Source organism: Kribbella sp. NPDC004138 (assembly GCF_053603655.1).
On record NZ_JBSGFZ010000005.1, the window covers coordinates 249,770 to 273,705 of the forward strand.

Sequence of the window (23,936 nt, forward strand, 5' to 3'; positions counted from 1 at the left end):
GTCATCCGGCTGTTCAGCGGGGGGCCTTCGCAGCGGCGGCCTGCAGGGTGTCCGGGGTGACCAGGCCGACGAAGACCCGGCCGTCGTCCGTGATCAGCGCGCTCACCATCTTGCTGGTCACCACCTTGCCCTTGCCCCACGTGCCCTGCACCGTCGGCGCCTTGGCGAGCAACTGCGCGAGCATGCCGTTCCCGGTCAGGCCCGAGGTCTCCGCACCGCGGATCATCGCGACGCTCTCCCAGCCCTCACCGATGACAGTCGGCTTGTCCTGCGTCGCCGTACCGGGCTTCTTCGGCTCGATCTGCTTCGGCTCGGTCTGCTTCGGGGCGACCCGCTTCGGCCCGGCCGTCGACGGCACCTTCTGGTCCGTGACCTTCACACCCTTCGGCGGAGTGAAGGTGAACGTGGACGCGGCCGGTACGTCGAACGACACCGAGCTGAAGCCCAGCTCGAGCGCCGGGTCGTTGCCCTTGCGCGGCATCACCGTCACGTCCAGCGGGACCCAGGTCTTGGAGTCGATCGCCAGCGTCACGGACCCGACGGTCGTCTTGTCGGTCTTCGGCACCAGGCGCAGCTTGTACGCATCCCGGCCGGCGACCTTCTCGGTGCCGCTGACCTCGACCTTGGTGGTCGGGTCGATCGCGTCCAGGAACTGCTTGGCGACCGCCTGCGGGTCGTACGACTCCGGCCTCGACTCCGGCCGGGCGGTCCGGTGGGCCGGCAGGGTCAGCTTGGTCGCCTCGCGCTTGGACGAGTCGTAGGCCCAGGCGGACTTCCCGTCGGTCGTCCAGACGCGCTCGGCCTGGTTGTAGATGATCGAGACGCGCGCCTTGTCCGGGCCGGCGTACGCGACCCGGGCAGTGTGCTCGCCGCTGAGCAGGTCGGTGACCTGCTGGGTGCCGGGCGCCATCCCGGGGATCGCCGGCAGGCCGAGGTCCGCGTCCGAGCGGACGGTGCCACTCAGGCCGTCGACCTTCGCCGTCTGCACCTTCGCCAACAGGTCCTGCGCGGTGATCCCGGGCAGCTTCGGCGAGGCATCGGCGACCATCGGCCCGAGTGCCCCCACGCCCGCCACCACGGCAACCGCCGTGACCGGAACCAACCACCGTCGACTGCGCTGTGCTACGCCCATGGATACAGCCTCGCACCGGGCCGGGGCGGATCCAAGTGCCCTCAGGGTAGGTTCACCCGAAAGAGTGAGCCCGGCGTACGACCGTGGTCGTACGCCGGAGCCTCAGCGGGACTGCAGCGCGTCCAGGGCCACGGTCATCGCGGCCGCGACGCGGAAGTCCAGGCGCTCGTCCTGGACGGTGATCCGGTAGCGGTCGCGGACCGACAGCTTCCGCTCCACCGAGAGCACCGGCTGCCCGGTCGACCGGTCGGTGAAGTCGAAGTGGAAGATGAACGGCAGCGGGATCTCGCCGATGAACGGCACGAAGTCCCAGACCCGCCGGACGATCGCGACGGTCTGGTTGCGCTCGGTGCCGTCCGCCTCGACGCCCGGCGCGCTGAGCTGCCAGCTCGACCGCAGCAGGCTCTTGCCGAACTCCTTCTTGAACCACCCGATCACCTGCCCGTCGGCGTCGTACACGTCGTACCCCGACCCCAGGTCGATGGTCTTGCGGGCCTTGAACGAGAACACCGGCCGAGACTTGGTGTCGTCGCTGTAGAACGTCACCTGCTCCTTGAACGCCATCCGCTTCTGCTGCGCGAACGCGAGCAACGGGCCGTCGCTGCCGTCCGGGTTGGTGGCGATCAGCTCGTACTTGTTCGCCATCATCGTCACGCGCTGCTTCATCGAGAAGGCGGGGGCATACATCACAGCATTCATGCGGAGGAGTGTGTCAGACCACAGGCCGACGCACCGACCTGCAGACCGCGAGCGAGCGCCACGGCCCGCTCGGAATCCTCGACGACCTGTACGACGAGCTGCCCGACGCCCTGCAGGGCCAGGTCCCTGGCGATCTCGACGCCGAACTCCACGGCCTCCGCGGGCGTCCGGGCCGCCCTCCACAACACCCCGAAATCAGCGGCCGGCCGGTCCGTCCCCAGGTCGACCACCAGCGCCTCCGCGTCCTGGAGCTGTGCCGCGTCACCGCCGACGACCACCCGCACACACTGACCGGCCGCCGGTACGACGGCCTGCGCGGCCTGCTCGGCGTCGCCGACGATCGAGGCGGTCCGGCGGCCCCATTCCTCGTGATGGACCGCCCAGGACAGCGGGCGGCGCTTGGCCCACCCGGATCGGACCAGCTCGGGCGCCGGCGCGAACCGGTCGACGTACCCGACGCAGAGGTATCCGATCAGCTCGATGTGCCGGGGCAGGTCGAGGACCGCCGCGACCTCGGCCGGCTCGAAGAACGAGACCCAGCCGACGCCGAGACCTTCGGCGCGGGCGGCGAGCCAGAGGTTCTGGATCGCGATCGCGGCGGAGAACAGGGTGGTCCGCGGATCCGCGTGCCGGCCGAGCACGTGCCGGCCGCCGCGGCCGGGGTCGCAGGTCACCGCGATGTTCAGCGGCGCGTCGAGGATCGCCTCGATCTTCAGCCCGTCGAACGCCGCGCGCCGGTCCGGCGGGAGCGACGCCGCGAACGCGTCCCGCTGCGCGACCGCGAGCTCATGCACCTTGCGCCGGGTCGCGACGTGGCGGATCACCAGGAAGTCCCACGGCTGGCTCAATCCCACACTGGGCGCCCGGTGCGCCGCCCCGAGCACCCGCCCGAGCGTCGCATCGTCGACCGGGAGATCCAGAAACCCGCGCCGGACGTCGCGCCGCTCGGCGATCACCCGGTACACGGCCTCCCGGTCCCCCGGCCCGTACCCGGCCGCGGCCGACGTCCGGCCGAGCGCCACGGTCGCGTTCGAGCTTCGCTGCTTCGGGAGGACGAGCTGGGCACCTGTGGCGAGGACAGCGGCCTCGGCAACGCTCGGGGTTCCCTTGAGCTGCTCGACCTGCTCGCTCGGCGTCGGCACCCGCTGCTCGGCGAGTTCGTCGGCCGAGAACGTTCGCAGCTCGGCGCCCAAGTCGTCGACCAGTTGCCGTACTGCGGGCTCGCGGTCCTTGCCTTCGACCGTGACGACCAGGCTGATCGTGTCGGGTTGCTCGCGCAGGATCGTGGTGAGGAGTTCGTGCAGTTCGGCGTACGGCGTACCGGAGCGAAGGCCGACGCCGAGGACGAGGCTCACCGGGCACGCTCGCGCGCGGCCGTCACGAGGCGGGCGGCGACGTCCGGGGTGGCGGTCCAGTGCAGGTGCAGGTACGACGCGTGGACGTGCGGCAGCGTGATGCCTTCCACGCCGCCCGGGAGATGCCAGGCAGGCCGTACGTCGGTGTCCGTGTCGAGCGTGGTGCGGTGGAACTCGTGACCGCGCACCCGGCGTCCCTCGTCGAAGAACCGTGTGGTGCTGGCAGCGACCGCCGTACGGTAGCCGAGCGTGAGGCGTCCGGTCATGCGGCCGGTCGCCGGGAGTACGCCGGTCATCGGGTGACCGTCGAGCTCGCGGCACAGGTACAACAGGCCTGCGCATTCGGCGACCACGGGCAGACCGGCCGCGACCTCCTTGGCGACCTGATGGCGGAGCTCGGTGTTGGCGGCGAGCGCCTCGGCGTGCAGCTCCGGGAAGCCGCCGCCGAGATACAGCGCAGCGGTTGCCTCGGGCAACTTATCGGTCAGCGGGTCGAAGGTGACGACATCGGCCCCGGCCGCGGTGAGCAGCTCGGCAGTCTCGGTGTAGCGGAACGAGAAGACAGGTCCGCCCGCGACCGCGACCACCGGCCGGGCGCCGTCCGGCGACGTGACCTCGGCCGACGGGTCCCACGGTGTGGCGTCGTGTGCGGGCGCGGCCTTCGCGGCGGCGACGAACGCCTCGAGGTCGACGCCGTCGCGCACCAGTTCGGCCGCGGCGTCGACGGCCCGCTCGGCCTGTTCGCGTTGCTCGTCGGCGGGGACGAGGCCGAGATGACGACTCGGAACCGTCAGCCGCGTGTCCCGCCGCAGCACCCCGAGCACCGGTACGCCGGTCGGTGCGACGCCCGCCCGGACCTCGGCCTCGTGCCGGTCCGTGCCGACCTTGTTCAGGATCACCCCGACGATCCGTACCTCGGTGTCGAAGGCGACGAATCCTTGGACGACGGCCCCGACGCTGCGACCGGCTGCCGACGCGTCCACCACCAGCACGACCGGCGCCATCAGCAACTTCGCGACGTGCGCGGTCGACGAGAAGCCCTCGGTTCCGAGCGCGCCGTCGTACAGGCCCATCACGCCTTCGACGACGGCGATGCCGGCGCCGGTCGCGCCGTGCGCGAAGAGCGGTCCGACCCGCTCCTCCCCCGACAGCATCGGGTCGAGGTTGCGTCCCGGCCGTCCGGTCGCGACGGCGTGGAAGCCGGGATCGATGTAGTCGGGCCCGACCTTGAAGCCCGCGACGACGTGGCCGGCCCGGCGCAGCGCCGCCATCAGCCCGACGGCCACGGTCGTCTTCCCGGCGCCGGACGACGGTGCCGCCACGACCACGCGCGGGATCACCACTCGATGCCCTTCTGGCCCTTCTGCCCGGCGTCCATCGGGTGCTTGAGCTTGGTCATCTGGGTGGCCAGGTCGGCGGCCTCGAGCAGCTTCGGGGCGGCGTCGCGGCCGGTGATCACGACGTACTGGTGGCCGGGCCGGTTGACCAGCGTGTCGACGACCTCGTCGACGTCGACCCAGCCCCACTTCATCGGATACGTGAACTCGTCGAGCACGTACAGGTCGTGGGCCTCGGCGGCCAGCCGGCGCTGGATCTCGCGCCAACCCTCGAGTGCGTCGGCGGCGTGGTCCTCCTCGGTGCCGGCCTTGCGGGACCAGCTCCAGCCCTCACCCATCTTGTGCCACTCGACCGGCCCGCCCTCACCGGTCGCGGCGTGCAGCCGGCCGAGCGCCTTGAACGCACTCTCCTCGCCGACCTTCCACTTCGCGCTCTTCACGAACTGGAAGACCCCGATGTTCCAGCCCTGGTTCCAGGCCCGCAGCGCCATCCCGAACGCCGCCGTCGACTTCCCCTTCATCTCACCGGTGTGCACCATCAGCAGCGGCCGGTTGCGGCGCTGCCGGGTGGTCAGGCCGTCGTCCGGTACGGCGACCGGTTGTCCCTTCGGCATGTCAGGCCGCCTTCCGCTCGGTCACTGCACGGACGAGGTTGCCGGCGGCAACGTCTCCGAGGTCGAGGTACTCGGCTCGGAGGTCCGACGCGAGCTCCGCGGCGAGTCCGAGCCGGACGCCGCGGTGCGGCTCACAGTCGACCACGACGGTGGCGATACCGCGGTCCGCGAGCCATCCGGCGGCCTGGCGGGCGCGGGCGAACGCGTTGTCGCCGTGGGTGGCGCGGCCGTCGGTGACGAGCACCAGGAGCGGACGCCGGCGCGGATCCCGGATCGCCGCGATCCGCAGCACCTCGGCCGCCTGCACCAGCCCTTCGGCGAGCGGCGTGCGGCCGCCGGTCGGGAGCGACTCGAGCCGTCGTACGGCGGTCTCGACGCTGCCCGTCGGCGGGAGCGCGACCGTCGCCGCGGCGCCGGCGAACGTGACCAGGCCGACGGTGTCGCGGCGCTGGTAGGCGTCGAGGAGCAGCGAGACGATCGCGGTCTTCACCTCGGCCATCCGCTTCTTCGTCCCCATCGAGCCGGAGGCGTCCACGCAGAACAGCACGAGGTTGCCCTCACGCCCTTCGCGCACCGCCAGCCGTACGTCGGTCGCGCGGACCACCAGCCCGGGACCGCTCCGCCCGCGAACGTTCTGGTGTGGCGCCGCGGCGCGCACGGTCCCCAGCACATGCGGCCGTCCGGCTTCGCGGCCCACCCGAGCGCGGTCGCCGACCACGCGACCCACCTCGGTGATGGCCCGTCCGCGCCGGCCGGCGACCCCGGCGCCGGCGCTCTGCACGCTCAGCAGACGGGCCTTGTAGGGCTCGGAGGCGCCCACAACCTCGCCACTCGGTGCGGAACCCGCGACCGCCTCGTCGCCATCCGAAGATGCGCCCGAAGGCGTGCCGTCACGGAGGTGATCCGAGTCCACCTCGGCCGACCGGTTCGCCGGGTCACCCTGGTCGGAAGGACTCACGCCGTCCTGGCAACCGTCCGAACCCTGTCCGCCCGGACCCGGGTCGTCCGGGTGGGGTGGGTCGTCGTCGGGGTCGGTGGGTGGGGTGCTGTTGTTGATGGCCTCTTCCAGCTGCTGGTCGTCCAGGCCGGGGGCGTCGAAGGGGTTCCGGCGGCGGCGGTGCGGCAGGGCGAGTTTGGCGGCGGCGCGGACGTCGTCGACCTCGACGACGGTGCGGCCGGACCACGCGGCGTGGGCGACCGCGGTGCGGGCGGTGACCAGGTCGGCGCGCATCCCGTCGACGTCGAACGACGCGCAGATCTCGGCGATCTGGCGGAGCGCGGAGTCGGTGAGGATCACCTCGGGCAGCAGGTCGCGCGCCTTCACGATCCGCTCGGCCAGTTCCCGCTGCGGGCCGTCGTGCCGGGCCGTGAAAGTCTCCGGGTCCGCCTCGTAGGTGAGCCGCGCGCGCATCACCTCCACGCGGACGGCGGGATCCCGGCTGGCGACCACGTCGACGGTCAGCCCGAACCGGTCGAGGAGCTGCGGCCGCAGCTCGCCCTCCTCCGGGTTCATCGTGCCGACGAGCACGAACCGCGCCGGGTGCGTGACCGAGACGCCGTCGCGCTCGACCGTCGCCCGCCCCATCGCGGCGGCGTCCAGGAGTACGTCGACCAGGTGATCGTGGAGCAGGTTGACCTCGTCGACGTACAGCAGTCCGCGATGCGCCGCGGCGAGCAGCCCGGGCTCGTACGCGGTGACGCCCTCGGCGAGCGCCTTCTCCAGGTGCAGCGAGCCCAGCACCCGGTCCTCGGTCGCGCCGACCGGCAGCTCGACCAGCCGCGCTGCCCGCACGGACCGCTCCCCGGTGTGCGGACCGTCCGGGCAGGCGGGATCCGGGTGGTCGGGATCGCACGAGAACCGGCAGCCGGCGACGACGTCCACGGGCGGCAGGACCTCGGTGAGAGCGCGGACGGCGGTCGACTTCGCCGTCCCCTTCTCGCCGCGGATCAGCACCCCGCCGATGGCCGGCGAGATCGCCGCCAGGATCAGCGCGAGCTGGAGATCGTCCATCCCGACGATCGCGGTGAACGGGAAGCTGGTCGAACGCACGGACCGCATCGGCGGTGGATCCCTTTCGTCGAGCGGGTGTCCACGCCCGCTACGGCACTGGTACGCCGGCAGCCCGGCGGACGACCGCGGATGTCCTGGCTTCCAGGGATCAGACCCTGGTCACAGTGGCGGGACCGCCCCGGACTCCCAGCACGCTGGTCACCGGTGTTCCTCCACACTCGTCGGCCCGATCATGGCACACCCGCGCGCCCCACAACGCACCCCGGTCACGTGGTCCTCACCACGTACGGCTTCAGCGGGTCAGGCGTTTGGCGAGCGCTGTCGCGGCTGCGTCGTCCCTGACCTCGCGGATGCCGACGATCGGTGTGACGGTGACGAAACCGTCGGCGAGGAACGCCTCGTCGGTGCCCGGGACCGGGGTGGCCTGGGTGCGCTCGACGACGATCATCGGCTCGCCCGTCGGAGCGGTCGCACCGACCAGCCGGGTACGCCGGGGCACGGCCAGCGACGCGTGCCGGACGCCGGCCAGCTGTTCCAGCGGGCGGTCCGGGACGTTGATCGTCAGCACCGTCCCGCCCGGCTCGTCCGCGATCCACCCGAGCGCCTCACCGGCGATCGTCGCCGCGGTCGGCCAGTGCGCCGGGTTCTCGGAGTCGATGCTGACGGCGACCGCCGACGTACCGGTCTCGGCCGCGGTCAGCGCCGCCGCGACGGTGCCCGAGTGGAAAATCGACACGCCGATGTTCAGCCCGCGGTTGATGCCCGACAGCACCAGGTCCGGCGTCGGCCCGAACGAACCGGCCTGCGCCATCGTCACCGCCTGCGCCGGAGTGCCCTCGATGCCGATGAACGTGACGCCGTTCTCCACGTCGGATGCGGTCCGGACCGGCCGCCCGACCATCCCCGCGCGGGCCGATCCGACGCCGCTCTCGTCGAGCATCGGGGCCACCACGAGTACGTCGTACCCGAGCTCGGCGATCGCCGGCGCGAGCGCCCGGATGCCTGGAGCGCGGTAACCGTCGTCGTTCGTGATCAGGACTCGCGGCATGTCCCTACCCAATCAGGCGCGGTCCTCGATGTCACCTTCCGTCTCAAGGACTGCGTTGCGTAGCGTCTCGAGCGCTTCCGCCGACGGCTCCGCCCACAGGCCGCGCTGGGCGGCCTCGAGGAGGCGCTCCGCGATGCCGTGCCGCGCCCACGGGTTCGACGTCCGGAAGAACTCGGCCATCTCCGGATCGGCGACGTACTGCGTGGTCAGCGACTCGTACATCCAGTCGTCGACCACACCCGCGGTCGCGTCGTACCCGAACAGGTAGTCGACCGTCGCGGCCATCTCGAACGCGCCCTTGTACCCGTGCCGCCGCATCGCGGCCATCCACCGCGGGTTCACCACGCGGGCCCGGAAGACCCGCTTGGCCTCCTCCTCGAGCGTCCGGGTCTTCACCTGCGCGGGGACCGCGGAGTCGCCGACGTACGCCTTCGGGTTGGCGCCGGTGAGGTGCCGGACCATCGCGACCATGCCGCCGTGGTACTGGAAGTAGTCGTCGGAGTCCATGATGTCGTGCTCGCGGGTGTCCGCGTTCTTCGCCGCCACCTGGATCCGGGCGTACGCGCGCTCCATCGAGCCGCGGGCCTCGGCGCCGTCCAGGTCCTTGCCGTACGCGTACCCGCCCCACACCGCGTAAACCTCGGCCAGCTCGGCGTCGGTGCGCCAGTTCCGGGCGTCGACGAGCGGCAGCAGGCCGGCGCCGTACGACCCGGGCTTGGAGCCGAACACGCGGGCCGTCGCCTGCCGTACGTCGTTGCCCGCCGCAACATCGGTGTCCACGTGCGCCTTGAGGAAGTTGTCCGCCGGCGACTCGTCGAGGGCGGCGACCGTACGGACCGCCTCGTCGAGCAGCGCGACGACATGCGGGAAGGCGTCCCGGAAGAAGCCGGAGATCCGGATCGTCACGTCGATCCGCGGCCGGCCGAGCTCCTCCAGGCCGACCACCTCGAAGCTCGTGACGCGACGGGACGCGTCGTCCCAGACCGGCCGGCAGCCGAGCAGCCAGAGCACCTCGGCGAGGTCGTCGCCCTGCGTGCGCATCGCCGACGTACCCCAGACGGTGAGGCCCACGGACCGCGGCCATTCCCCGGTCTCGGCCTGGTGCCGCGCCAGCAGCGAGTCGGCCAGCGCGACCCCGACGTCCCAGGCGTTACGGCTCGGGATCGCCTTCGGGTCCACCGCGTAGAAGTTGCGCCCGGTCGGCAGCACGTTGACGAGCCCGCGCGTGGGCGACCCCGAAGGCCCGGCCTCCACGAACCGCCCGTCCAGCGCCCGCAGCACGTTCCCCAGCTCGTCCGGCGTCCGCGCGAGCCGCGGAACAACTTCGGTCGCTGCAAAGGTCAGCGACGCCTCGACCTCGGGACAGTCCCGGGCCAGCACCTCGGCGACCACCACCGGAACCTTCGTCGCGTCCCAGCTCAGCGTTTCCATCCCGAGCACCAGCTTCCGCGCGACAGCCTCCAGGATGTCCACCCCGTCGGCCCCGGTCACCGCCGGCAGGTCCGCGAGGGTGGCCAGATCGGTCAGGTCGGCCGCCGGCCCCGGGTTGGCCAGCAACTCGGCCTCGTCCACTCCGAAAGCCGACCCCAGAGCAGCCCGCAGCCCCGGAATCGAGTACGACCCACCCCACAACTGCCGAGCCCGCAGTACGGCGAGCACCAGGTTGACCCGCGCCTCACCCACCGGCGCACCACCCAGCACATGCAGCCCGTCGCGGATCTGCACGTCCTTGATCTCGCACAGATACCCGTCCAGATGCAGCACGAACTCGTCGAAGTCGTCGTCCTCCGGCTTCTCCGCGGTGTGCAGGTCGTGGTGCAACTGCGCCGCCTGGATCAGCGTCCAGATCTGCGCCCGCAGCGTCGGCACCTTCTCCGGGTCGAGCGCCTGCACCGTCGCGTACTCGTCGAGCAGGTACTCCAGCTTCGCCATGTCGCCGTACGTCTCGGCCCGCGCCATCGGCGGCACCAGGTGGTCGACGACCGTCGCGTGCGCCCGCCGCTTCGCCTGCGTCCCCTCGCCGGGGTCGTTGACGATGAACGGGTAGATCATCGGCAGGTTCCCGAGCACAGCGTCCGGCGCACAACCGGCCGCCATCCCGATCCCCTTGCCCGGCAGCCATTCCAGCGTGCCGTGCTTCCCGAGGTGTACGACGGCCTGCGCGCCGAACCCGCCCTGGTCGGCCGGCGCCTCCAGCCAGCGGTACGCGGCGAGGTAGTGGTGCGACGGCGCCATGTCCGGATCGTGGTAGATCGCCACCGGGTTCTCGCCGAAGCCGCGCGGCGGCTGGATCATCAGCACGACGTTCCCGAACCGCAACGCGGCCAGCGCGATCGCGGGCTCCGCGCCGGACGTGTCGACGTACAGCTCCCCCGGTGCCTCCCCCCACGCCTCGGTCATTGCCGTCCGCAACGACTCGGGCACGCCGCCGAACCAGCGGGCGTACGTGGACGCCGGAACCTTGGCGACCGCGTTGGCGAGCTGCTCGTCGGTCAGCCAGTCGACGTCGTGGCCGCCCGCCGCGATCAGCCGGTGGATCAGCCCGTCGCCTTCGAGCTCGCCGACGTCGAGGCCGCCCAGGTCGTACCCGGCCTCTTGCAGCTGCCCGAGCAGCACGACCGCCGACGCCGGCGTGTCCAGCCCGACGGCGTTCCCGATCCGGGCGTGCTTGGTCGGGTACGACGACAGCACCAGCGCGATCCGCTTCTCGGCTGCGGGTATGTGCCGCAGCCGGGCGTGCGCGACCGCGATACCGGCCAGCCGCGCGCACCGCTCCGCATCCGGCGCGTACCGGGCCAGGCCGTCGGCGTCGTACGACTTGAACGAGAACGGGATCGTGATCAGCCGCCCGTCGAACTCCGGGATCGCCACCTGCGTCGCCGCGTCCAGCGGGCTGACGGCCGCATCGCTGTCCACCCACTGCTCGCGCGTCGACGTCAGCGCCAGGCCCTGGATCAACGGAATGTCGAGCGAGGCCAGCGCACCGGCGTCCCACGCGTCGTCCGAGCCGCCCGCGCTCGCGTCGGCCGCGACCGATCCGCCGGCCGCGAGCAGCGTCGTCACGAGTACGTCGCACTTGCGCAGCAACTCGAACAACCCGGCGTTGTCGGGCGACGTCGGGTCGAGCCCGCGGAGCGTCCCGCAGTACACGGGCAGCGGCTGGGCGCCGGCCGCGTCGACCGCGGCCGCGAGCGCGTCCACGAAGGCGGTGTTCCCGGAGATCTCGTGTGCGCGGTAGTACACGATGCCGACCACCGGACGCCCGTCCTCGGCGTACGTCCCGCGCACGCCGTACGCCGGGAGCGCGCGCGGCGGCTCGAACTCGTCGCCGGTCAGCAGCAGCGTGTCCCGCAGGAAGCCGGCCAGGTTGCGGAGGTTGTCCGCGCCACCCTCGCGAAGGTAGGCCAGCGCCTCGGTGACCGCCCCGGCCGGGACGGTCGACAGCGACATCAGCTCCGCGTCCGGCGCGGCCTCACCGCTGACCACCACCGTGGGCTTCCCCGAGGCGAGCACAGCGTCGAGCCCGTCCTCCCACGCCCGCCGCCCGCCCAGCAGCCGCACCACAACCACATCAGCGGCGCCGAGCAGCGGACCCAGTTCGGTGAGCCCCAGCCTGGCCGGGTTGGCGACGTTCCAGCCGGCACCCGCCTCTGCTGCAGCCAGCAGATCGGTGTCAGCGGTCGAAAGCAGCAGAAGATTCGCAGCCACGCGCACAGTCCTTCCCGGGATGTCCACGTCCCGACCGGAGGTACGACGGCGGCAGTTCCTGACTCCCCCCAGAACGCGGGGTCACAGTGGCGGGACCGTCCCGGACTCACACCGGGTTCCTGCAGATGCCGTCGAATGACGCCGCGACTCTATCCGACCCAGCTCGGTCTGTGGGTCTGAGAGGATGCGGTCCAGATCACCTCGCGAAAGCGGCCACCGATGACCTCCTGGCGTAACACTGCCTCTGCCGAGGCACAGCAAACGCTCGACGACCTGTTCGACACCGCCGTCCAACTGGCGGTTGAGCACCTGGTCAAGCGCGGCGGCTTTCTGCCGTTCGCCGTCAGCGCGGCAGACGGTGAGCCGATCTCGATCGAGATGCTCGGCGAGAAGGCCGACGCACGCCGGACGATCGACTTGCTCTGGGACAGTCTGCGGGCGAGGCGGGACGATCTGATGGCGGCTGCGGTGGTCGCGGATGTGCGGCTCGGCGGCGATGGGTGGCCCGACGGCATTCAGGTGGAGGCCGAGCACCGGGACGGGATCGTGTTGAGCATCGTCGCGCCGTACCGTCGGCGGCGCCTTCGACGCGACGTCGAACTCGAGGAGTTCGGTCTCGCCGAAGGTCAGCGCCGGCTTTGGTGAGCTCTATCTGTGCATCGCGTAGTGGGCGGCCAGGAGGTCGGTGCCCCAGTCGTTGCGGACGTCGCGCCAGACCGAGTGGATGTGGTTGGCGTTGTCCTGGGTGTTGTCGTACTCGGCGAGGAACGTGGGACCCGCGATCGAGTAGTAGTGGCGGTGGCCGGTGCCGGGCTGGGTTTCGCCGGCCCAGGCGAACGTCAGGCGTTCGATGCCGTGCTCGGTGATGTCCTGCCAGGTCTGCAGGCCGATCGGCCCGGCGGCGCGGCCGACGTACTGGCCGATGAGGAGGCTGAGGAGCTGGCGCTGGTCCTCGGTCATGTCGCCGTACGCGAGGCCGCGGTGCAGGAGTGACGCGTCGGCCACCGGGTCGTGCCGGGTCAGGATGTCGTCGGGCGCGTCCGGAGAGACCAGCGCGACCTCCAGCTGTCCCGGCTCTAGTGCGTGCAGCAGCTGGAAGCCCAGGTCCTGCTCCGTGGCCAGAAACCGCCGCCCTGCCTGTGGCCCGGTCAGCACCTCGGCCGGGTTCGACCCGAGGAACTGTGGTGTGAACGCGATCGCTCCGTCCACGACCGTCACGTGCAGTGCCAGGTGGTGACCGTTCAGCCGCCAGGCCCACGGCTCCGTGCCGTTCGGGTCCCCGAGCACGCGCAGGAAGTACCGGTCGGCGACGGTCGCGCCTTCCCACTCCCCCGACGGCGGCAGGTCCGGCAGCCCGCGGACCACGATCTCGGCGTCCAGAACCGCCCAGACGTCGGCCGTACCGCGCTCGCTGCACCCGGTCGCGACCAGCCGCTCCACGAGTTTCTGCTGCGCCGGCGTCAGCTCGGTCAGGGCAAGGCCCGGCACAGGTCCCGGCAGGTACGTCCACTGCTTGTGGTCCGGGGTGTCGAAGGGTGCGCGGATCTTGCCGGCCTGGTCCGGTGTCAGGCTCGCCAGCAACTCGAGAACCGTGTCCCGCGTCTGCGCTACAACCATGCCGATCGCTCCCGTTCCGTCGGTTCGTAGGTGGTCCACTGTTCGAACGGCCGGTCCAGCTTGTACCGGAAATCCGGCTGCCGCAGCAGGACGCGTGTTTCGGCGTTCCCCGGGTTCCGCAGCGACTCGAAGAACCGCACCGACCAATGGAACCACCGCATACAGAACAGCCGCATGGTCAGGCCGTGCGAGACCAGCAGCACGTTGCGCGGGGCGTCCGCGCTCTCGAAGTCGCGGTGCATGGTCTCCAGGAACGTCGACACCCGGTCGTACACGTCCGACCCCGACTCACCGTGGGTGAACCGGTAGAAGAAGTGCCCGAACGAGTCGCGGAGCTTCTCCTGCCGCTCGATGTCCTCGGTGTCCTGGAGGTTCGCCCAGTCCTGCTCCCGCAGCCGCGGCTCCTCCCGCGGCAGCTCGATCAGGTCGTCCAACCCGAGCGAGTCGAGCGTCTGCCGGGCGCGCAGGTACGGCGAGACGTACACGCGGACCGGCTCGTTCTCGAACAGCTCCCGCAGCTCCCGCCCCGCCTTGGCGGCCTGCTCATGGCCCACCGGGGTCAACGGGACCGCATGGTCGGGGGTCCGCTCGTAGACCGTCTTGTCCAGGTTCGCCTCGGACTCGCCGTGCCGGATCAACGCGATCCGCACCGGCCGGCGGCTCAGATCCATCGCTTCCCCTTCCCGAGTACGGCCGCAAGACACACGGCGGCGATCCCGACCCGCCGCGCGAGTTCCGCCGTACGGCGCACGTCGGCGACCGTCGGCGCCGGGCCGTCACCCAGCGTGCCGCGGTCCTCCGCGTAGCTGCCGTAGCTGTTCGTACCGCCCAGCGTGAGCCCGAGCGCTCCGGCGAACGCCGCCTCGACCGGCCCGGCGTTCGGGCTCGGATGCTTCGGCGCGTCCCGGTGCCACACGGCGACGGTTTCGCGGGGGCGGCCGGATGCGAGCCCGGTCAGCAGCGCGCAGACCCGCGCCGGCAACAGGTTGACGAGGTCATCCAGCCGCGCCGACGCCCAGCCGAAGTCCTCGTACCTGGGTGAGCGATACCCGACCATCGCGTCCAACGTGTTCACAGCCCGATACCCCAGCAGACCTGGTACCCCCAGCAACCCGCCCCACAGCAGCGGCGCCACGCACGCGTCGGAGGTGTTCTCCGCGACCGACTCCACCGTCGCGCGGGCCAATTCGTCGGCCTCCAGGCCGGTCGCGTCGCGCGCACACAGGTGGCTGAGGCGATCCCGCGCACCTGGAACGTCCTTCTCCTCCAGCAGCTCAGCCATCGCCTCGGCCTCACGCTCCAGACTGCGAGCGCCCAGCACAGCCCAGGTGGCAGCGGCCGTAACCGCGGTGTGAAGCACCGAATGCCGACGGCAGGCCCGCTCAACCGCAACCCCCAGCGCCGCGGTCGCACCGACGAGCACGGCCGTGTACCCGGCCCCCCGGCGCCGGGAGTCGCCGTACATCTGCTGCTCCAGCCAACCGGCAGTCCGCCCAAACCCGGCCACCGGGTGATACCGCCGAGGATCCCCCAGCACCCGATCAGCAGCAAACCCCAGCAAAAGACCCAAAGCCCGCGACACCCTCGGCAGTCTGCCACGGCACACAGCCGGATTGTCCGTGCCACCCTCCGGCCGTGGTGACCTGGGACCAGACGCGGCGAGCGGGGACCTGGCATGACAGGTCTCCGCCTACTACTTCAGGTCTCCGCCCACCGTTTCGGGTCTCCGGTGCTCGGGGTTATCCGCTCGTGCTGGAGGTTCTTCACCCGTGTACAAGCGGAGAACCCCCAACTGCAGTGGAGAACCGGCCGTCTGCGCGGTCCTTGGTTGTGATTGGGTGAGCGGCATGGGAATCGCGGAGCTGCTCCGGCAGGTCGACGGGAGCGGGGAGTTCGGGGTCTGGCTGGGCCGGCTGGACGGTACGCCGGTGTTCGTGCACGAGGCGGAGCGGGCGCACTACTCCGCGAGCACGATGAAGCTGCCGGTGGCGATGGCGATGCTGCGCAAGGTCGACGCCGGTGAGCTGTCGATCTCCCAGCCGGTGGCGGTGCACAACGACTTCGCGTCCGCGGGCGGCGGCCGGTTCGGGGTGAACCCGGAGGAGGACGAGGCGCCGAAGACCTGGGAGCAGCTCGGCAAGAAGGTGCCGCTGGACTGGCTGGCGACCGAGATGATCACCCGGTCCAGCAACCTCGCGACCGACCTCGTGCTCGAACAGGTCGGGATCGCCGCCGCCCACGCCGAGCTGGCCGCGGCGACACTGCCCAGCTCGCCCGCACCCGAGTCCAGGATCCAGCGCGGTATCGACGACGTCCCCGCCGCGCGGGCCGGGATCAGCAACCTGATGAGCCCGGCCGGGATGGCCGGCGTGCTCGTTGCGGTGGGCAACCAGCAGGGCGAGTCCGCCGACTATCTGCGCGAGCTGCTGGCCGGCAACCAGTGGAACGGCGAGATCCCCGCGCTGCTGCCGAAAGGCACCCGCGTCGAGCACAAGAACGGCTGGGACACCCGGATCCGGCACGACGGCGGCATCGTCCGCCCCGAGGACGCCGACCCGTTCGTGCTGGTCGTCTGTACGACGTCGGAGCTGCCCGACAGCGAGGCGCAGAAGCTGATCGCCTCGATCGCGCTCGAGGCCTGGAATCACCGGCACGACCTGGAGGCAGTGCGGTGAAGATCACCACCCATCTGGTCTCGGCGCCGCTGCACACGCCGTTCGTCACGGCCCTGCGGACGGCCACCCACGTCGAGTCGCTGCTGGTCGAGATCAGCGACGGCGAACTCAGCGGCTGGGGCGAGGCGCCCCAGGTCTGGAAGGTGACCGGCGACTCGCTCGCCGGCTCCCAGGCCTGCATCGAGGGCCCGATCAGCACCGCGCTCGACGGCCTCGGCCCCGACGACCTCACCGAGGCGCTGCGTCGCGTGCAGCGTGCCGCGGTCGGCAACTTCGGTGCGAAGGACGCCGTCGACGTCGCGCTGCACGACCTCGCGGCCCGGCGGCGCGGGCAGACGCTGCACGGGTTCCTCGGGTCGACCACCGACGTCGTCCGGACCGACGTGACGCTGTCGGTCGGCGACGCGGACGCCTTGGCGGACGCCGGGAAGGCGCGGGTCGCCGACGGGTTCGACGTTCTGAAGATCAAGGTCGGCACCGACGCGGCCGGCGACATCGACCGCGTTCGCCGGGTCCGCTCGGCGATCGGCCCGGAGCCGCGGCTGCGGCTCGACGCGAACCAGGGCTGGACGCGGCGCGACGCGGTCACCGTGATCCGGGCGCTGGAGGACGCCGGGTGCGCGATCGAGCTCGTCGAGCAGCCGGTCGCCGCGGCCGACCTCGACGGCATGGCCTGGGTGACCGACCGGGTCAGTACGCCGATCCTCGCCGACGAGTCCGTATACGGCGTCCGCGACCTGGTCGCCGTGATCCGCCAGGGCGCGGCCGACCTGGTGAACGTCAAGCTCGCGAAATGCGGCGGGCTGGCGCCGGCGCGGACGCTGCTCGAGCTCGCCCGCGAACACGGGCTCGGCGCGATCGTCGGCTGCATGATGGAGAGCCACGTCGGCGTCGGCGCGGCGGCCGCGCTGGTGTCGGCGTACCCGACGACGGCGGTCAACGACCTGGACGCTGCCTGGTGGCTGCGCGAACCGCCGGTGACCGGCGGGATCCGGTACGACGGCTCGCTGATCCACCTGCCGTCGGCTCCCGGACTCGGCGTGACAGGGTTGACCGCATGAAGTTAGCCGCCACCAAGGTTCCGGTCAGCACGGTCTGGACCTCGCCGGACGCGCCGCGCGACATCGACGCCCCGGCAACCGCCGCACAACCCGACGCCGCCGCCTGGGCGCGGTCGATGGACACCGAGACCCGGCTCGGCCTGCACGGCCGGACCCTGACCCAGCTGCTGTTCGCCGAGCCCGTCCTGGTGCGCTCGGAGCGCAACGGCTGGTCCGAGATCCTGGCGCCCTGGCAGCCGTCGTCCGAGGACGAGCTCGGGTACCCAGGCTGGGTTCCGTCGAGCCACCTGGGCGAACTGCCGCAGAGCGCCAACGACCCGGTCGTGATCGCCGTACCGACGGCGTCGCTGCTCGCCGAGCCCGGCGGCCGCCCGGTCGCCGAGCTGTCGTTCGGCACGGTGCTCGCCTCCGACGAGCACGCCGACGGGCACACGCGGGTGGCGACGCCCGACGGCGGGTCCGGCTGGCTGGCGGACGCTGCCCTGCGGTCCGTGTCCGAGCCGTCCACCGCCGACGACCGGCTGCGACTCGGCGAGCAGTTCCTCGGACTGGAGTACCTCTGGGGCGGTACGTCGGCGTACGGGCTGGACTGCTCGGGGCTGATCCACACGGTCAGCCGGGTGCTCGGTCTGCGGACGCCGCGCGACGCCCACGACCAGGCGGACACGCTGCCGAACATCCCGATCGACGAGGCGCGGCCGGGTGACCTCTACTTCTTCGCGCGGGACGGGAAGCGGGTGCACCACGTCGGGTTCGTGTCCGCGACCGGGATGCTGCACGCGTCCGAGACCGGCAAGCGCCTGGAGAACGAGGCGCTCTCCGACGACCGCCGCGCCACGCTGGTCACGGCCGCCCGCTTCTGAACACAGCAGATCGCCCCGGACCGCCGACGCGGTCCGGGGCGATTCGCTTGGTGTCAGGAGTTCTTGTGATGCAGCTCTGGTGCCGACTCGTCGGCCTGCTCGGCGTCCTGGGGCCGCTCGCCCTGGTCGACCGACCGGGTCTGGCCGTTCGCCTCGGCAGCCCCCGTCTCGGTCGTGCCGGTGGCCGTCTCCGCGGCGGTCGGCTCTTCCGCCGACTGCAGCGTGCGGGACTTGTGCAGGCTGGCGATCGTCGTGATGCCGAGCGTGATGATGATGAAGCCGAGCGAGACCCAGATCGGGATCTCCGGCGCCCACTCGATGTGGTGACCGCCGTTGATGAACGGCAGCTCGTTGACGTGCATCGCGTGCAGCACCAGCTTCACGCCGATGAACGCGAGCACCACCGAGAGGCCGAGCGACAGGTAAACGAGGCGGCGGAGCAGGTCACCGAGCAGGAAATACAGCTGCCGCAGGCCCATCAGCGCGAAGACGTTCGCGGTGAAGACCAGGAACGGCTCCTGGGTCAGGCCGTAGATCGCCGGGATCGAGTCGAGCGCGAACAGCAGGTCGGTGGTGCCGAGCGCGATGATCACGATCGCCATCGGGGTGACGAGCCGCTTGCCGTTCTTCTTCACGGTCAGCTTGACGCCGTTGTACTCGTCGGTCGCGTTCAGCCGGCGCTTGGCGAACCGGATGACCGCGTTCTCCTTGTAGTCGTCGTCATCGTTCTCGCCCTGCTTGGCGAGGTGGATCGCCGTGTAGACCAGGAACGCGCCGAACAGGTAGAAGATCCACGAGAACTGGTTGATCGCCGCCGCGCCGACCGCGATGAAGATGCCGCGGAACACCAGCGCCAGGATGATGCCGACCAGCAACGCGGTCTGCTGGAACTTCCTCGGGACCCCGAACCTGGCCATGATGATCAAGAAGATGAACAGGTTGTCGACGCTGAGGCTGTACTCGGTGAGCCAGCCGGCGAAGAACTCCCCGGCGTACCGCCCGCCGGAGAAGTACCACACCCCGAGGCCGAAGATCACCGCGAGGCCGATGTAGAACGCGATCGCCGTGGCCGATTCGCGGGTGCTCGGCTCGTGCGGCCGGCGGCCGATCACGAAGACGTCGAACGCCAGCAACGCCAGCAGCAGGCCGACGGTGATGTACCAGACATAGTCAGCAACGTGCACAGAATCCTCCGGAGCTCAGACGACAAACCGACTCCGAAGGTCTCTTCCGCGTCACGCCGAGTGATCGTCCACGAGCCGGCGTAGCGCCGGAGGCACCGGGTCGGGGACGAACCCTGACCGTGATGACGATGCCGCCGCGAAAGGAATACTCCCCTTCTCCGGAACCATTCTGACGGCTGGAAGTCCAAGACTCCAAATCCAGGACGCCGTGTCCGCCTGTCGAAATGATCACAGGCGGGTCAGGGAATAGTTGCAGCCCGTGATCTATTGGCCGCCGATCAATTCCCCGCCGGCGGGCGTTGCCGCTTGGGCAGCTTCGCCACCACCGTCTCGTACGACGCGTCGACCAGCTCCAGGATCTCGTCGTCCGGCACCGCCCCGCCGAGCCGCACGGTGTTCCACCCGGAGCGGCCGATGTAGGCCATCGTGCCGACGTCGTCCGGGTAGGCGTTCACCAGCTCGTCGGCCTCGTCGCGGTTCGCCCCGCACTTCAGCCCGACGCTTCCACCTCCGAGGAACGCGAAGATCTTCGGCCCGACCTTCGCGACCACGTCCCCGTCCCACGGCTCGTCCTGCCACGCCCCGGGCTTCTTCAGGCAGTACCCGAGCAACTCTCCATCGCCCAGCCGCTTCATAGCGGGAGACTAGACCCGCGGAGGAGGCTGGACGACGGGCCGGACGGAACTAGGCTGCTCGGCATGGGTTCTGTTGTGGTGGCCGCGGTGCAGGCTGGGTCCGTGCTGTTCGACACGGCCGCGACGCTCGTGAAGGCGGAGCGGTGGATCCGCGAGGCGGCGGCGGACGGGGCGCGGTTAGTGGTGTTGCCGGAGGCTTTTCTCGGCGGCTATCCGAAGGGGTTCGACTTCGGCATCACGGTCGGGTCGCGGTCGCCGGAAGGCCGGGAGCTGTTCCGGCGGTACCGGGAGGCCGCGGTCGAGCTGGACGGGCCGGAGGTCGCGCGGCTGGCCGAGATCGCGGCCGAGGTCGGCGTTCAGCTCGTCGCCGGGGTGATCGAGCGCGACGGCGGGACGCTGTACTGCACGGCGGTGTTCGTCGATCCGGGCGCCGGGCTGGTCGCCCACCATCGCAAGCTGATGCCGACCGCGGCCGAGCGGTACCTGTGGGGTCAGGGCGACGGGTCGACGATGCCCGCGGTCCGGACGGACTTCGGGGTGCTGGGCGCCGCGATCTGCTGGGAGAACTACATGCCGCTGTTCCGGCAGACCATGTACGCGAAGGGCGTGCAGCTGTGGTGCGCGCCGACCGTCGACGACCGCGAACAGTGGCAGGCGACGATGCGGCACATCGCGCTCGAGGGCCGCTGCTTCGTGATCAGCGCGAACCAGTACTTCACCCGCAACGACGCCGGCCACACCGGCGACGAGACCGTGCTGATCAACGGCGGCAGCACGATCATCTCGCCGCTGGGCGAGATCCTCGCCGGTCCGTTGCGCACCGGCGAGGGTGTCCTGCTCGCGGAGCTCGACCTCGCCGAGCTCGACCGCGGGTACTTCGACTTCGACTCGGTCGGGCACTACTCCCGGCCGGACGTCTTCACGCTGACCGTCGACGAATCGCCGCACCGAACCGTCGTACGCCGGAGCTGAGGCAGGCCCCGGCGCCCCGCATCGTACCGACCGCCGGCGCTACTTCGCGCCGGCGTTCGTCATCTGGCGGAGCTCCTTCTTCAGCTCGGAGATCTCGTCGCGGAACCGGGCGGCTACCTCGAACTGCAGCTCGGCCGCGGCGTTGTGCATCTGGTCGGTGAGCTGCTGGATCAGGTCGGCCAGGTCCGACGACGGCAGGCCGCCGGCCAGCTCCTTCGCCTTCTCCCCTGCCTTCTTCCCGCCGCCCGGGACCGGCGCCTTGCCGCGCGACTGGGTGCGGCCGGAGCCGAGCAGCTCGGCGGTGTCCGCGTCCTCGCGGGCCAGCATGTCGGTGATGTCGGCGATCTTCTTCCGCAGCGGCTGTGGGTCGACGCCGTGCTCCTCGTTGTACGCGATCTGCTTCGCGCGCCGCCGGTTGGTCTCGTCGATCGCCAGCTCCATCGACGGCGTGATCTTGTCCGCATACATGAACACCTGGCCGGACACGTTCCGCGCGGCCCGTCCGATGGTCTGGATCAGCGACCGGCCCGACCGCAGGAAACCTTCCTTGTCCGCGTCCAGGATCGCGACCAGCGACACCTCGGGCAGGTCGAGGCCCTCCCGGAGCAGGTTGATGCCGACGAGCACGTCGAACTCGCCCATCCGCAGCTCCCGCAGCAGCTCGACCCGGCGGAGCGTGTCGACCTCGCTGTGCAGATACCTGGTCCGGATGCCCATCTCCAGCAGGTAGTCGGTCAGGTCCTCGGACATCTTCTTGGTCAGCGTCGTGACCAGCACCCGCTCGTTGCGCTCGACCCGGACCCGGATCTCGTGGATCAGGTCGTCGATCTGACCCTTGGTCGGCTTCACGATCACCTCGGGGTCGACCAGACCGGTCGGCCGGATGATCTGCTCGACGAACCCGTCGGACTTGTCCTGCTCGTACTGCCCCGGGGTGGCGGACAGGTAGACGGTCTGGCCGATCCGCTCCAGGAACTCCTCCCAGCGCAGCGGCCGGTTGTCCATCGCCGACGGCAGCCGGAACCCATGCTCGACGAGCGTCCGCTTGCGCGACATGTCGCCCTCGTACATCCCGCCGATCTGCGGGACGGTCACGTGCGACTCGTCGATGACGAGGACGAAGTCCTCCGGGAAGTAGTCCAGCAGGCAGTGCGGCGCCGACCCCGGCTCCCGGCCGTCGGTGTGCCGCGAGTAGTTCTCGATCCCGGAGCAGGTGCCGATCTGCCGCATCATCTCGATGTCGTACGTCGTGCGCATCCGCAGCCGCTGCGCCTCCAGCAGCTGCCCGTTGCGCTCGAGCTCGGTCAGCCGCTCCGCGAGCTCGGCCTCGATCGAGGTGATCGCGCGCTCCATCTTCTCCGGCGCGGTCACGTAGTGCGTGGCGGCGCCGATGTAGACCTCGTCCTCCTCGGACAGCACCTCGCCGGTCAGCGGGTGCAGCGTCATCACCCGCTCGATCTCGTCGCCGAAGAACTCCACCCGGACGGCGAGCTCCTGGTAGACCGGGAACACCTCGAGCGTGTCGCCGCGGACCCGGAACGTGCCGCGAGTGCCGGCCAGGTCGTTGCGGGCGTACTGCACGCCGACGAGCTTGCGGAGCAGGCCGTCGCGGTCCATCTCGGTGCCGACCTTCACGTGGATCATCCGGTTCAGGTACTCGTCGGCGGAGCCCAGGCCGTAGATGCAGGAGACGGTCGCGACCACGATCACGTCGCGGCGGGTGAGCAGCGACCAGGTCGCCGAGTGCCGCAGCCGCTCGACCTCCTCGTTGATCGAGGAGTCCTTCTCGATGTAGGTGTCCGTCTGCGGGACATACGCCTCGGGCTGGTAGTAGTCGTAGTACGACACGAAGTACTCGACGGCGTTGTCGGGGAAGAACTGGCGCAGCTCGTTCGCGAACTGGGCGGCGAGGGTCTTGTTCGGCTGCAGGATCAGCATCGGGCGCTGGATCCGCTCCGCCAGCCAGGCGATGGTCGCGGTCTTGCCCGTGCCGGTCGCGCCGAGCAGGACGACGTCCTGCTCGCCGGCGTTGACACGTCGCTCGAGGTCCGCGATCGCCGCGGGCTGGTCACCCGCCGGGTCGAAGTCCGACACCACTTTCAGCGGGGCGACCATCCGCTGGAGATCCGAGACCTGTCTCATGCCTCCACCGTACGGCCGCCCGCCGACAGTTTCTAAAAACCCCAGGTCAGAAGCTCTTGACGACGCTGTTGTTCATGTAGACGAGCTCGTTCACACGCCGTGCGTAAACGCGGGTCTCGAGGGCCGCGTCGGTGGCCGTGGTGCGGTCGAACTGGTCCTGGTAGGCGGTGACGAAGCCCTGCATCGCGATCTTCTTGCCGTTCTTCGCGACCCACACGCCGGTGTAGGTGACCGCGTAGCACGCCTTGATGTTCGGGTTCGCCGGCTTGCACGCGGTGCCCTTGCCGATCTTGACGCCCTCCATGCCGTTCGACTCGACGTCGACCAGGTGCTCGGCGAAGCCCTTCGCGTCGTACAGCTCGGTCTGCCGGACCCAGTAGTACCCGTCGATCAGGCCGCGCGCGTTGAACTGCTGGAGGATGTAGTTCTTCCCGCTCCTGGACTTGTCCGGGTCCGGCAGCCAGCCCTTGGACGGCGTGAACCAGACACCCCAGCCGACCTCGACACCGACGTCGTTCGCGCCCTTGGAGTCGTTCGGGGTCGGCGTCGGCGAGGGCGTGTACATGGTGCGACCCACGCCCGACGACGGCTCGGCGGTGGGCTGGTCGCCCTTGTCCTTGCCGTTCACCAGCAGCACGACCCCGACCGCGACCAGCAGCACCGCCACGATCGCCCCGGCCATGATGATCCACGGCGTCTTGCTCGACCGCTGCGGGTGGTTCGGCCGCTTCGGTCCGGGACCCCAGCCGCCACCGGCGGGACCCTGCGGACCCCGGGGGCCCAGCGGGCCCTGGGGCGCCTGCGGCCCTGGGCCCCAACCGCCGGGAGCGGGGGCCGGCGGCGGGCCCGGGGGTGGACCGTACTGCTGACTCATAGTTGTTCC

20 protein-coding genes and 2 riboswitches are annotated in these 23,936 nt (G+C 70.7%); of the genes, 5 read left to right on the forward strand and 15 right to left on the reverse strand.

The features are described from left to right. Window positions 1–13 precede the first annotated feature (13 nt). The 8 genes from ACWEOO_RS09070 to cobN all read right to left on the reverse strand — a co-directional run bounded on the left by ACWEOO_RS09070 (window position 14) and on the right by cobN (window position 11,904). The gene (locus ACWEOO_RS09070) at window positions 14–1,066 is read right to left on the reverse strand and encodes a LolA family protein (RefSeq protein ID WP_452142523.1); all 1,053 of its coding nucleotides are present in this window, start codon (window positions 1,064–1,066) and stop codon (window positions 14–16) included. Window positions 1,067–1,234: 168 nt separating this feature from the next. Beyond that, the gene (locus ACWEOO_RS09075) at window positions 1,235–1,831 is read right to left on the reverse strand and encodes a hypothetical protein (RefSeq protein WP_452142524.1); all 597 of its coding nucleotides are present in this window, start codon (window positions 1,829–1,831) and stop codon (window positions 1,235–1,237) included. After that, a complete protein-coding gene (bluB, locus tag ACWEOO_RS09080; RefSeq protein WP_452142525.1) occupies window positions 1,828–3,186 on the reverse strand; it encodes a 5,6-dimethylbenzimidazole synthase in 1,359 nt (452 codons plus the stop codon). Before bluB ends, ACWEOO_RS09075 begins: the two co-directional genes overlap by 4 nt. After that, window positions 3,183–4,529, reverse strand: a complete 1,347-nt coding sequence (locus tag ACWEOO_RS09085) for a cobyrinate a,c-diamide synthase (protein ID WP_452142526.1) — start codon at window positions 4,527–4,529, stop codon at window positions 3,183–3,185. Before ACWEOO_RS09085 ends, bluB begins: the two co-directional genes overlap by 4 nt. Beyond that, the gene (gene cobO, locus ACWEOO_RS09090; protein WP_359929656.1) at window positions 4,523–5,137 is read right to left on the reverse strand and encodes a cob(I)yrinic acid a,c-diamide adenosyltransferase; all 615 of its coding nucleotides are present in this window, start codon (window positions 5,135–5,137) and stop codon (window positions 4,523–4,525) included. Before cobO ends, ACWEOO_RS09085 begins: the two co-directional genes overlap by 7 nt. Window position 5,138: 1 nt before the next feature. Further along, on the reverse strand, window positions 5,139–7,196 hold the full coding sequence (locus tag ACWEOO_RS09095; protein ID WP_452142527.1) for a putative cobaltochelatase: 2,058 nt from the start codon (window positions 7,194–7,196) through the stop codon (window positions 5,139–5,141). Window positions 7,197–7,255: 59 nt separating this feature from the next. Continuing rightward, window positions 7,256–7,383: riboswitch (cobalamin riboswitch) on the reverse strand. A gap of 57 nt (window positions 7,384–7,440) precedes the next feature. Next, window positions 7,441–8,196 (reverse strand): 5'/3'-nucleotidase SurE, encoded by a 756-nt coding sequence (surE, locus tag ACWEOO_RS09100; RefSeq protein ID WP_452142528.1) that lies wholly within the window; start codon window positions 8,194–8,196, stop codon window positions 7,441–7,443. 12 nt (window positions 8,197–8,208) lie between these two features. Then, complete coding sequence (cobN, locus tag ACWEOO_RS09105) at window positions 8,209–11,904, reverse strand: cobaltochelatase subunit CobN (RefSeq protein ID WP_452142529.1); 3,696 nt, start codon at window positions 11,902–11,904, stop codon at window positions 8,209–8,211. Between the two features lie 33 nt (window positions 11,905–11,937). Next, a riboswitch (cobalamin riboswitch) is annotated at window positions 11,938–12,065 on the reverse strand. A 58-nt stretch (window positions 12,066–12,123) separates the two neighbouring features. On the opposite strand from cobN, the gene ACWEOO_RS09110 reads away from it, so the two are divergent. Further along, a complete protein-coding gene (locus ACWEOO_RS09110) occupies window positions 12,124–12,549 on the forward strand; it encodes a hypothetical protein (RefSeq protein ID WP_452142530.1) in 426 nt (141 codons plus the stop codon). A 3-nt stretch (window positions 12,550–12,552) separates the two neighbouring features. Here the strand turns inward: ACWEOO_RS09110 and ACWEOO_RS09115 are convergent, their stop codons facing one another. Genes ACWEOO_RS09115 through ACWEOO_RS09125 form a run of 3 tightly spaced genes read right to left on the reverse strand, consistent with a single transcriptional unit; the run spans window position 12,553 to window position 15,127 of the window. Beyond that, window positions 12,553–13,521: a DUF3500 domain-containing protein gene (locus ACWEOO_RS09115; protein WP_452142531.1), complete on the reverse strand. Its 969-nt coding sequence runs from the start codon at window positions 13,519–13,521 to the stop codon at window positions 12,553–12,555. Further along, window positions 13,512–14,192 carry a histidine phosphatase family protein gene (locus ACWEOO_RS09120; RefSeq protein WP_452142532.1) on the reverse strand — a complete coding sequence of 227 codons (681 nt, stop codon included), beginning with the start codon at window positions 14,190–14,192 and terminating at the stop codon, window positions 13,512–13,514. The genes ACWEOO_RS09115 and ACWEOO_RS09120 overlap by 10 nt, the downstream gene beginning before the upstream one ends. After that, entirely contained in the window at window positions 14,183–15,127 is a 945-nt protein-coding gene (locus ACWEOO_RS09125) for a cobalamin biosynthesis protein (RefSeq protein WP_452142533.1), read from the reverse strand. The genes ACWEOO_RS09120 and ACWEOO_RS09125 overlap by 10 nt, the downstream gene beginning before the upstream one ends. 241 nt (window positions 15,128–15,368) lie before the next feature. On the opposite strand from ACWEOO_RS09125, the gene ACWEOO_RS09130 reads away from it, so the two are divergent. From ACWEOO_RS09130 to ACWEOO_RS09140, 3 genes are read left to right on the forward strand one after another with little or no spacing between them, the layout of a single operon-like run. Further along, window positions 15,369–16,196, forward strand: a complete 828-nt coding sequence (locus ACWEOO_RS09130; RefSeq protein WP_452142534.1) for a serine hydrolase — start codon at window positions 15,369–15,371, stop codon at window positions 16,194–16,196. Beyond that, on the forward strand, window positions 16,193–17,257 hold the full coding sequence (locus ACWEOO_RS09135) for a mandelate racemase/muconate lactonizing enzyme family protein (RefSeq protein WP_452142535.1): 1,065 nt from the start codon (window positions 16,193–16,195) through the stop codon (window positions 17,255–17,257). The genes ACWEOO_RS09130 and ACWEOO_RS09135 overlap by 4 nt, the downstream gene beginning before the upstream one ends. Continuing rightward, entirely contained in the window at window positions 17,254–18,120 is an 867-nt protein-coding gene (locus ACWEOO_RS09140; RefSeq protein WP_452142536.1) for a C40 family peptidase, read from the forward strand. The genes ACWEOO_RS09135 and ACWEOO_RS09140 overlap by 4 nt, the downstream gene beginning before the upstream one ends. 53 nt (window positions 18,121–18,173) lie before the next feature. Here the strand turns inward: ACWEOO_RS09140 and ACWEOO_RS09145 are convergent, their stop codons facing one another. Continuing rightward, window positions 18,174–19,304 carry a TerC family protein gene (locus ACWEOO_RS09145; protein ID WP_452142537.1) on the reverse strand — a complete coding sequence of 377 codons (1,131 nt, stop codon included), beginning with the start codon at window positions 19,302–19,304 and terminating at the stop codon, window positions 18,174–18,176. A gap of 278 nt (window positions 19,305–19,582) precedes the next feature. Next, entirely contained in the window at window positions 19,583–19,939 is a 357-nt protein-coding gene (locus ACWEOO_RS09150; protein ID WP_452142538.1) for an MmcQ/YjbR family DNA-binding protein, read from the reverse strand. 63 nt (window positions 19,940–20,002) lie between these two features. Here ACWEOO_RS09150 and ACWEOO_RS09155 point away from each other — a divergent pair, with 63 nt between their 5' ends. Beyond that, window positions 20,003–20,911, forward strand: a complete 909-nt coding sequence (locus tag ACWEOO_RS09155; protein WP_452142539.1) for a nitrilase-related carbon-nitrogen hydrolase — start codon at window positions 20,003–20,005, stop codon at window positions 20,909–20,911. A 39-nt stretch (window positions 20,912–20,950) separates the two neighbouring features. On the opposite strand, the gene uvrB is transcribed toward ACWEOO_RS09155, so the two are convergent. Then, the gene (gene uvrB / locus ACWEOO_RS09160) at window positions 20,951–23,053 is read right to left on the reverse strand and encodes an excinuclease ABC subunit UvrB (RefSeq protein WP_359929683.1); all 2,103 of its coding nucleotides are present in this window, start codon (window positions 23,051–23,053) and stop codon (window positions 20,951–20,953) included. 46 nt (window positions 23,054–23,099) lie between these two features. Beyond that, the gene (locus ACWEOO_RS09165) at window positions 23,100–23,927 is read right to left on the reverse strand and encodes a hypothetical protein (RefSeq protein WP_359929685.1); all 828 of its coding nucleotides are present in this window, start codon (window positions 23,925–23,927) and stop codon (window positions 23,100–23,102) included. Window positions 23,928–23,936: the final 9 nt, after the last annotated feature.